Source organism: Rhodophyticola sp. SM2404 (assembly GCF_053570515.1).
In genome coordinates this window covers 354,911-364,775 of record NZ_JBSEDL010000003.1, presented here as the reverse complement: position 1 = coordinate 364,775, position 9,865 = coordinate 354,911, and the positions used below count along the sequence as shown (strand labels likewise).

Annotated in this window: 10 protein-coding genes; 5 read left to right on the top strand and 5 right to left on the bottom strand. The window is 55.0% G+C overall.

The genetic code is table 11. From position 1 onward, the window contains the following. Positions 1–110 precede the first annotated feature (110 nt). The 3 genes from ACTYEO_RS06980 to ACTYEO_RS06970 all read right to left on the bottom strand — a co-directional run bounded on the left by ACTYEO_RS06980 (position 111) and on the right by ACTYEO_RS06970 (position 2,180). Positions 111–1,334 carry a flagellin N-terminal helical domain-containing protein gene (locus ACTYEO_RS06980; RefSeq protein ID WP_449322994.1) on the bottom strand — a complete coding sequence of 408 codons (1,224 nt, stop codon included), beginning with the start codon at positions 1,332–1,334 and terminating at the stop codon, positions 111–113. A 229-nt stretch (positions 1,335–1,563) separates the two neighbouring features. Then, positions 1,564–1,902, bottom strand: coding sequence for a hypothetical protein (locus ACTYEO_RS06975; RefSeq protein WP_449322993.1), 339 nt, complete (start codon positions 1,900–1,902; stop codon positions 1,564–1,566). Continuing rightward, positions 1,899–2,180: a rod-binding protein gene (locus ACTYEO_RS06970; protein ID WP_449322992.1), complete on the bottom strand. Its 282-nt coding sequence runs from the start codon at positions 2,178–2,180 to the stop codon at positions 1,899–1,901. The genes ACTYEO_RS06975 and ACTYEO_RS06970 overlap by 4 nt, the downstream gene beginning before the upstream one ends. Positions 2,181–2,303: 123 nt before the next feature. On the opposite strand from ACTYEO_RS06970, the gene ACTYEO_RS06965 reads away from it, so the two are divergent. Beyond that, on the top strand, positions 2,304–4,052 hold the full coding sequence (locus ACTYEO_RS06965) for a flagellar hook-length control protein FliK (protein WP_449322991.1): 1,749 nt from the start codon (positions 2,304–2,306) through the stop codon (positions 4,050–4,052). 12 nt (positions 4,053–4,064) lie between these two features. Then, positions 4,065–4,727 (top strand): flagellar hook capping FlgD N-terminal domain-containing protein, encoded by a 663-nt coding sequence (locus tag ACTYEO_RS06960; protein ID WP_449322990.1) that lies wholly within the window; start codon positions 4,065–4,067, stop codon positions 4,725–4,727. On the opposite strand, the gene ubiB is transcribed toward ACTYEO_RS06960, so the two are convergent. Both ubiB and ubiE read right to left on the bottom strand, forming a co-directional pair. Beyond that, entirely contained in the window at positions 4,724–6,253 is a 1,530-nt protein-coding gene (gene ubiB / locus ACTYEO_RS06955) for a 2-polyprenylphenol 6-hydroxylase (RefSeq protein ID WP_449322989.1), read from the bottom strand. The genes ACTYEO_RS06960 and ubiB overlap by 4 nt on opposite strands. Positions 6,254–6,257: 4 nt before the next feature. Then, positions 6,258–7,010 carry a bifunctional demethylmenaquinone methyltransferase/2-methoxy-6-polyprenyl-1,4-benzoquinol methylase UbiE gene (gene ubiE / locus ACTYEO_RS06950; RefSeq protein ID WP_449322988.1) on the bottom strand — a complete coding sequence of 251 codons (753 nt, stop codon included), beginning with the start codon at positions 7,008–7,010 and terminating at the stop codon, positions 6,258–6,260. Between the two features lie 87 nt (positions 7,011–7,097). On the opposite strand from ubiE, the gene mutM reads away from it, so the two are divergent. The 3 genes from mutM to rpsT all read left to right on the top strand — a co-directional run bounded on the left by mutM (position 7,098) and on the right by rpsT (position 9,238). Then, positions 7,098–7,964, top strand: a complete 867-nt coding sequence (gene mutM, locus ACTYEO_RS06945) for a bifunctional DNA-formamidopyrimidine glycosylase/DNA-(apurinic or apyrimidinic site) lyase (RefSeq protein WP_449322987.1) — start codon at positions 7,098–7,100, stop codon at positions 7,962–7,964. A gap of 66 nt (positions 7,965–8,030) precedes the next feature. Beyond that, entirely contained in the window at positions 8,031–8,807 is a 777-nt protein-coding gene (locus tag ACTYEO_RS06940; protein WP_449322986.1) for an enoyl-CoA hydratase, read from the top strand. Positions 8,808–8,971: 164 nt separating this feature from the next. Then, complete coding sequence (gene rpsT / locus ACTYEO_RS06935; RefSeq protein ID WP_449322985.1) at positions 8,972–9,238, top strand: 30S ribosomal protein S20; 267 nt, start codon at positions 8,972–8,974, stop codon at positions 9,236–9,238. Positions 9,239–9,865 lie beyond the last annotated feature (627 nt).

Here is a 9,865-nt window from a genome sequence, read left to right as displayed (position 1 = left end):
TACAACACCAAGCGACCACACAGTGCATTGGGCTACCGCCCACCAGCGCCCGAAGCCATCATCCCGATGGACCAAAGGCCGATCATGCACTAACTTTCAAATTGGACCACTCATGTGGGGCTGCTCATTAGGTTGCTACCACTCGTATCGATTTTGAGGCTGGCCTGACCGGTGGTTTGATTGATCTCGACCTGTGTTGTCACGCCTTCCAAATCGGCACTATCAACCGCAATCTTCAATCCACGGGCAACATCAGTAAAATCCTCACCCTTGCCTGCGGTGTAGAAATATGCATTTCCACCAAGCGAGACCTGATAACTATTTCCTTCCTCCACGCTGCTGGCGGTGGAGAAGAAAACCTCTTCGGCACGTTGTGCAACCGAACCTGTTTCCGTGGTCGTGTTGGTCGTTGCACTTCCATTGATCGTTTCAATATAGGCATTGCCATCGCCACCCGAAACGCCGGAATCGTCAATGGCGACATCGACGCCCTCAAAAGCGCGAGTAGAGGTGACAACAAGTTGGTTGGTTGAATTCGCCGAAAAGGAAATACCCTCATGGTCAAGCGCTTGCAGACTTGTCAGCAAGGCGTCACGCGCCGCTGTTTCGGTCTGATTATCAGCCGCAGCGGTATAGCTTACGCTTTGCCCAGCAATCGAAATCGAGGTTGTATCACCGGTGTCCCAACCCGTGGTCTGGGCAAATTCGATGACAGCTGTATTGCCCGTCGCCGATACAGTGCCGCCTGAATAAGTCCCGCCACTTGCCGCATCAAGAATTTGCCCCGACAGGTTTGTTCCGCCAGATCCTACACCGTTGGTCCCTGCCGTGGTGCCCATATCTTGCCGCGCAACAGTAATATTCGAGGCAGAAACAGTCCCGTTCGAGGCACGGTCAAGCGAAGCCAGAATATTCACGTCATCTGTGCCCTGCACAAGATTCAGGCCATTGAACTGGGCCGCACCAACGACTGATTTGATTTGATCCCGCAAAGCATCGACATCTGTCTGGATTTTATCCCGATCAACATTGTCTTCTTGCGCCGCGACGATCTTGCCTTTGATATCGGTCAAAAGCTCGGTCACCGTCTCGGTTGCATTGCGTGCCACTGCGACCGTCGATTGCCCAAGAGCAAGCGATTCAGAGATGCCCTGAAACCCTTTCACATCGGATTCCATTACCTTGGAAATAGCCCAAACCGCCGAGTTATCCTTGGCAGAGGCCACAGATTTACCTGTAGAGATTTCGGATTGAACCTGTTGCAGATTCGTATTCACCGATTTCAGTGTCTGCAGCGCAACCATTGCGCTGTTATTGGTCAGAATGCTGGACATGTCGCCCTTCCTTTCATCCGTTTTGACGCCTGTTTGCGTCGTGTAAGGGCCTCGCAAAGCAGCAAGGCTCTACGCCATTCTGACGCCTGTATCCGGAGAAATTCGCCGAACACGCCACCCCTCGGTGCAGGGGTGAAACTGGGATGAAAGCTCTAATAACTCGCTAAGAAAAAACCTCTTTTCGAGAGCATTTGAAACGAGTTTGCTTCGGATTTTAACGCGCTGCGTTTTAGCTGCGTTTTTCGAGTTTGGAATGCGCGCCGCCGATCACGTCTGATCTGCCTTGCGCTGTATAGCTACGAAACCCCGCAACCTGTTCGGGGCGTAGGATATTTCTGGCGGCCATCACCCCGGCACGCGCGGCGGCTAAAAGGGTTTCGTTTCGCTTTGCCGCCTCACGCACGCGTTGCAACGCATCTGATCCAACTTCGGACTTGTTCAGCATGCGCATAAGTTTTTCAAACCCGTCCATATCGGCAGTAGCCGCCGCGAGATCGCCCGCGAGCAGGGCCTCTCTCTGGCCGTCCAGCTTTTGCAAAAGCCGATCAATTGGTCGCGGCGCGATCATTGCTGTGCCTCCGCGCGTTGCAGGAGCGATCTGAAGATCGTTTCAGCCAAACCAATCCCCCCACGCTCGGTCAGGGCGCGGGCATGCTCCATCCGTAGCATAGATGAAAACTGCTCCTCCCCCTCACCGCCCCCAAAGGCGCCCCGCGCCTCACCGAAACGGGCTTGTTTGAGCATCTCGGCCAGAAAGGTTGCCTCAAGCTCTCGGGCAACTTCGCGCATACGCTCCACTTCATGGCCTGCCGAAACCCGCGGCGGCGCAACTTGATCCACATCCATCCTCAAATGCCTTCAATTCGAAGCAACTTTCCCGATCATCGCGGCACAGAGTAAAGATTTGGTAAGGCGTCGATGGAATTGTGCTGCAGCAAGACAGAAGGTCTTGGATGACAGAGGCAGGACATGGTCCCAATTCAAATGCTCAGCGCCATGCTCAACGAGCATCAGGTTTCCGAACCTGAAAACCTTGAGGCTGGTGAAGGAAGTGCCGAGTTTTTGGCGCTTTTTGAAGACGCCCCGCTGCCCCTTGGTGAGGGCCCGCTAACGCTACCTGATATCCAGCAAATGGCGATTGAGCAGCCCCCGATCAGTTTTGCCAGTTCGATCAACACACCCCCTCCCCTACCAGAAGGCGGCATTGATCTGCCTGTGAGTGGAACGGGCCGTGAACCGGAGGTGACGCAACCTGTGCTTCGTGAATTGCCCAAGCAGGAGGTTGCAAGGCTGACACCTCTTCAAGGGAGCGACGCCCACCCTATCTTGACCGAGGCGACTGAAACGACAGCACCTAAACTTAGCGCGCGAATACCGATGGAGGGTCCTCAAAAGCAGGGCGAAGCGCCCATACCCACTGGCGGTGCGCACCCCTTGCCACCAATTGAGGCAGCACCAAAGGCGGAAGTTTCTGTAAGTAACCCAACCGCTTCGTTCACGCGGCCGCAAAATGAGGGTGTGACTGAAACGTCAGTGAAAGGCATCCCCACTACGCCGAGAGAAGAAGCTCAGATGGAAGATGTTGAGCTGATGCCACCGCTTGAAAAGCCTCGTCTTCACTACAAGCCCGAGCCTCATCCCAATGAACCAGTCACGCATAATAGAGGCCAAGCCCCTATCGATGATAAGGCGCAAACGAGCGCCTTTTTGCCAATAAAATTAGAAAACAGAGATGTCTTGGTGGCAGCGCTGCCAAAACAAGCACCTGCCAGTGCACCTACTGAGCCAATACAGACACAGACACAGACACAGACAAAGACACAGACACAGACACAGACACAGACACAGACACAGACACAGACACAGACAATTGTCTCAGATATCCGACCTGAGCCAGCACCACCTCTCAGCGCCGATCCACGGCAATCTGTGCCAGTTGAATTACCAACCAAGACACAATCCACTGAGCAAACAACTCGCGCCTCGCTGCTACCACAGGTGGAAAAGCCCACCCCAAGGCTTGACCTAAAAGCCGCGGCTCAGCGGGATCACGGCCCTGAAATACCGCACCGCGAACTCTCCCCTGACGTGGTTGTTTCAGAAACCGAAACCAACACCAAAGCTCCGAGCACCGTTCAAATGCCTGAGGCTTCAATGCCAAAGGTTGAGCGCCCCGCCACGCTTCACCCCGCGCTTCTGCATCAGCCAGATTTGGCAATCGCCGCGCGCGAGGATACGCCAGATTTGATGTTTGGACCTGTCTCTCAGGCAGGTCCAATTACCACTCCATCCGCCCCGACTGTAACGGCCGCCCCGCCTACGCAGATCATGTCTCAGATCGCTTCAGCCGTTATGCCAAACGGCACCCAAATCACGCATGATCAGGTGACCGAAATTGCCCTCGACCCGCCCGAACTTGGGCGCGTCAGGATGGTTCTTTCGCAGATGGATACTGGACTTATCTCAAAGACAGTGATCGCGGATAGGCCAGAAACCCTCGATCTGCTTCGTCGAAATGCCGATCTGCTGGCGCAGGAATTTGCGCAATCTGGTTTGGCTGGGTCCGAGTTTTCGTTTCAGGATGGCGGGCAGGGCAAGGCAGCCGAGCAGAGCGATCTTCAGCACACAGATACGCCTTCATCGCTGTCTGAGCCGAGCAATAGCCCTGCATCTTCAATTCCCCAATCCAAGACCAATGGTCTTGATCTGCGTTTGTAGAAAGGCACCAGAATGGAACCCCTTCAAAACACAACAACCCTATCCTCCAACAGCACCAGCAACGCATCCGCCGCGCCTGTGATCTCCTCGGATTTCGAGACGTTCTTGCGCATGCTGACAACTCAAATCCAAAACCAAGACCCCCTCAACCCGATGGAATCGACCGAATTTGCGACCCAACTTGCAACCTTTTCGGGGGTTGAGCAGCAGGTGCGCACAAATGACTTGCTACAAGAGCTTCAAACCAATTCCGCGGCCTCAGAAATGGGGCAATTTGCAAACTGGCTCGGGATGGAGGTTCGCGCCAGCGCGCCTGCGCAATTTACCGGCACACCCTTGACGCTATCGGCGGTTCCGCATGCGCAAGCCGATCGCATGGAGCTGGTTGTCAGCGATGAAAACGGCCTGCCTGTTCAGACTTTGCCGATCCCGATTGGTGACAGCAATTTCACTTGGGCAGGTGTCGGCAATTCGGGTGACCCTTTGGGGCAAGGGCTTTATAGCTTCAGCACCCGCGCCTATGCAGGTGAAACCCTTTTGGAGGAGCGTTCAGCCCTCACCTATTCGCGCGTCACCGAGGCGAAGCTGCAAGACGGCGAAGTGTGGCTGACCCTTTCAGGCGGGGCGAATATCCGCGCCTCCGAGGCGCAAGGTTTACGCGTGCCCAATTCCTAGAACAATTGCGCCAGTGCCACGATCGCCCCTGCAAATCCAAACCCAATCGCTGCATAGCCAAGCCTTTCGGGCCAACGGCGGCGCGGTTTTTCGGGCTGCGGATTGACCTGCGCCAAAAGGGCGGCCTCGGCCAGTTGCGGCAAGCGCGGGCCAAAGCGCGCGAGCACGCGGGCGGTCTTGAACATATCGGTCAGAACGGCTTTGGGCCCAACGCTTTTGGCGATGTAATCTTCGACAATCGGCTTGGCGACGTCCCAGATATTGATATGCGGATCAAGCGAGCGCGCCACACCTTCAACCACCACCATCGTGCGTTGCAGCAAGATCAGCTCGGTTCTGGTTTCCATGCCGAATTTCTCGGTCACATCGAACAGATAACTCAGCAAACGCCCCATGGAAATCTGGCTGGCATCCATCCCGAAAATCGGCTCCCCGACCGAGCGGAGGGCTTGCGCAAATTGATCAATATCGCGGTCGGCAGGGACATAGCCTGCCTCAAAATGCACCTCGGCGACGCGGCGGTAATCCTTGCGGATGAAACCTATCAAAATCTCGGCGTAAACGCGGCGCGTATATTCATCGAGCCGTCCCATAATGCCGAAATCCAGCGCGATAATCTCGCCATTGGGGCCGACTTTCAGGTTTCCCTGATGCATATCAGCATGGAAATATCCATCCCGCAGGGCATGGCGCAAAAACATCTGCAAGACACGCGCCCCAATCGCGCGCTTATCATGACCCGCTGCCTCAATCGCTTGGTTATCACCAAGAGGAAGCCCATTGGCCCAACTCAGCGTCATCACTTGCCGCGTCGACAGGCCCCAAACAACATGGGGCACTTCGAAACCATCGTCTTTGGCTGTGTTGGCTGCAAACTCACCCGCGGCGGCGGCCTCGGTCCGCAGATCAAGTTCCAGCTGCACAACGCTGTCAAAATGCTCGACCACTTCACGGGGGCGCAAACGACGCGAGGACGGCGAAAGTGTTTCCACAAGCCAGGCTATCAAAAAGAACGCATCTACATCCTTGCGAAAGGCGCGCGCGATATTGGGGCGCAAAACCTTCACGGCAACATCCTGCCCCGTCGCGGCCAATCGCGCGCGATGGACCTGCGCGATGGAAGCGGCCGCAATCGGTTCGGAAAACTCCGAGAACACCTCTTCCAAAGGGCGCTCAAGCTCGGAGGCGATGACCCGCTTGGCTTTCTCATTTGAGAAAGGTGGCAGTTGGTCCTGCAAGACCCGCAATTCAGATGCGAGTTCATTGCCAATAAAATCAGGACGCGTCGACAAGATTTGACCAAATTTAATATAGGCAGGCCCAAGCGCGGTCAGCGCGCGCGGGACGGGCGGAAGGTTAGTGTCGCCCTTCAATCCAAGCCATGCAAAGGGAAGCCCCAGAACACGCGCCGCGATTCGCAAGGATCGGGGGGCGTTCATCGCCTCCAGCGCGACACGCATGGCCCCCGTACGCTCGAATGTGGCGCCCGTGCGGATGACCCGCCAGATGTTATGAGGACCCCGCATCGCGCTAGATTTTCCAACCGCTATGCAAGGCAGCGATGCCAAAGCTGAAATTGCGGTAGCTCACATTCTCGAAACCTGCGCTTCTGATCAGCGCGGCAAAGCTGTCTTGATCAGGGAAATTCCGGATCGACTCGACCAGATATTGATAGCTGTCGCGATCATTCGCGATCATCTGACCCATGCGCGGGATCACGTTGAAGGAATAAAGATCATAGAGTTTCTGCAGCCCTGCATTCGGCAATTGGCTGAACTCCAGCACCATCAAACGACCACCAGGCTTCAGGACGCGAAACGCCTCCGAGAGCGCATCAGGGATGCGGGTGACATTCCGAATGCCAAAGCTGATCGTATAAACGTCAAAGCTGTTATCCTCAAAAGGCAGGTCCATCGCATCGCCGACCACCCAATCGAGCTTTTCCGACATCCGCTCGGCCTCGGCCCGTTTCTGGCCTTCGATCAACATTGATTCCGTCATATCGAACACAGTTGCCTGCGCCTCGGGCGCGCGTTTGAGGAAGCGGAACGCGATATCGCCCGTGCCGCCCGCGACATCGAGCAGCTTTTGACCAGCCCGTGGCGCCAACCAGTCCATCATTGCATCTTTCCAGATACGGTGGATGCCAACGCTCATTACATCATTCATAACGTCATAACGGCTGGCGACATTGGTGAAGACGCCATGCACCATGCCGGCCTTTTGGTCTTCATCGACAGTTTGGAACCCGAAATGGGTGGTGCTGTTTGTCTTATCGCTCATGGGCCCTTGCCCTCCGTTCATCCTGCCCCTTCTTATAGAGGCCTCAGACGCCGTTACAATGCGGCCCGAAGACAAGGAAAGCCCGCTTTGCCCGAACTTCCAGAAGTCGAGACAGTCCGTCGCGGCCTTGAACCCGTCCTGTCAGGCATCAAAATCGCCCGCGCAGATGTGCGCAGGCCAGATTTGCGCTGGCCCTTTCCAGAACGGATGGCCGAGCGCCTGACAGGGGCTGTCATCACGCAATTGCGGCGGCGTTCCAAATATATTCTTGCAGATCTCGATACGGGCGAGACGCTTTTGATCCATCTTGGTATGTCTGGCCGGATGCTGATCTCAACCCCTGAAGGCGAACAAGACACGCCTGGCCAATTCCACCATGAGCACCAAGCGATCGGCAAGCATGACCATGTCATACTGGATATGGAAACGGGCGCGCGGATCACTTTCAACGATGCCCGCCGCTTTGGCGCGATGGACCTGATGGATACAGCGCAACAGGACGACCATTGGCTTTTGTCGAAACTGGGGCCCGAGCCACTTGGGAATGCCTTCAATGACACGCATCTCGTCACACGCCTGAAAGGGCGCAAGACGCCGATAAAATCAGCCCTGCTTGATCAACGAATCGTCGCGGGCCTTGGGAATATCTATGTCTGCGAGGCGCTTTTTCGTGCAGGTATTTCGCCAAAGAAAATGGCAGGCCAGATTTCAGCGCGGCGCGTGGCAGGCTTGGTGCCCATCATCCGCGAGATTCTGGAGGAAGCGATTCAATCGGGCGGCTCGTCCCTGCGGGATTACCGCCAAACGGATGGCGAATTAGGGTATTTTCAGCATAATTTCCGCGTCTATGGCCGCGAGAGCGAGGCTTGCGTAACTGACGGATGTAAAAAACAAATTCTACGAATTACCCAATCGGGACGATCTAGTTTCTACTGCCCCCATTGCCAAAGATAGCTTGATCATGGGGTCCAGACTGTTAAGCCTGCGCATCTGAAACAGACCAAATATGGACATACCAGAATGGCCTACGAGACGCTGATCGTCGAAATTGAAGATCATATCTGCTTGATCAAGCTGAACCGCCCCGACGCCATGAATGCCTTGAGCAGTCAATTGCTCGGCGAATTGAGCAAAGCGGTTCAAGCAGCGGACAGCAACGATAAGGTACGGGTGATTGTTCTGACAGGCTCCGAGAAGGCCTTTGCCGCTGGCGCTGATATCAAGGAAATGGCCGACAAAAGCTTTGTGGATGTCTTCACCGAGGATATGTTCACCGAAGATACCGACCGCCTGCTGCGCTGCCGCAAACCCATCATTGCAGCCGTTGCAGGCTATGCCCTTGGTGGCGGATGTGAACTGGCCATGATGTGTGATTTCATTATCGCCGCGGATAACGCGAAATTCGGCCAGCCCGAGATCAATCTTGGTGTGATCGCTGGCATCGGCGGCACACAAAGGCTCACACGGTTTGTTGGCAAATCAAAGTCGATGGATATGCATCTAACAGGCCGCTTCATGACCGCTGATGAAGCGGAACGCTCAGGCCTTGTAAGCCGCGTTGTGCCTGCCAAAAAGCTGATCGAAGAGGCCATGGCGACCGCGCAAAAAATCGCTGAGAAATCGGCGCTGACAGTGGTTGCTGCCAAAGAAGCCGTGAACCGCAGCTATGAGACAACTTTAGCCGAAGGCCTTTTGTTCGAGCGGCGGCTGTTTCAATCTTTGTTCGCAACCGAAGATCAGAAAGAGGGGATGCATGCCTTCCTCGATAAGCGCGAGCCGCAATTCCGCGATAAATAATCACCAGCATTTGGGGCTTTTCTTTTAGGGCGAAGTCCCTTAAACCGCCGCGATACATGCGCGTGAGGCCCGCCAAGGCCAGATTCGGCCGGTTCCAAAACCCGGCGTTGGGGCTCAATGCGCTATAGAAACACTATTGAGACCCGACGAAAGGGAACTGAACCATGGCTAATTCGCCTCAGGCAAAAAAGCGCGCCCGCCAGAATGAGCGCCGCTTTGCCGTAAACAAAGCACGCCGTTCGCGTATCCGCACCTTCCTGCGTAAAACAGAAGAAGCAATCGCGTCCGGTGATCAGGCAGCTGCAAAAGCCGCCCTGATCGAAGTACAGCCCGAACTGATGCGCGGCGTCACAAAGGGTGTGTTGCACAAGAACACCGTTGCGCGGAAAATTTCGCGTCTCTCGGCACGGGTCAAGGCTCTCGGCAATTAAGCCGACCCAATTATTGCCCTTGTTTTAAAGGCGTCCCGCATGGGGCGTCTTTTTTTTTGTGACTGAAATTTGTTGTCTATCAAAGCGCTAACCCTGCTGGCCGGGATTCGGTTTTCATTAAGGTTAGAGTCAAGCGCGAAGATTGGTTGCGAGCGCGCCAATCTTCCCGCTAGTGTCTCTGAGCGATTCAAATTGTCTGGGGGGACATTTAGGGTAAGCACGGGCCTCGGCCCGCGAGTATTGGACACCTGTCCAAAAGCTGCGCGGGAGTTTGCAGATTGCAAATCTCAGGTCTGTGTTTGGTGGTTTCGGGCACAATATCCGATAGTTCACCATATCGACGACTGACCAGTTCGGTCAGGCAAGCGATATACCCAAAAATGTCTGGTAACCCAAAGTTTGTGAAATCGATGGAATCGGAGCGGAGCGGAACAACAGGGCCGCATCTTCTGACTTTTGTTGATTGTCGGTGTGTCTGTCACGCCTCTCAAGCTTTTGTCCAAGACTTTTGAACAAGGGGGCATGATGCGATCTGCATCATCTTGTTCGAAGGTTTGCAGGCCGTCTTGATAAGCATGAATAGGTTCAAGAGCGCCGCAGTTAGATGGCGCGAAGATTGCATATTTG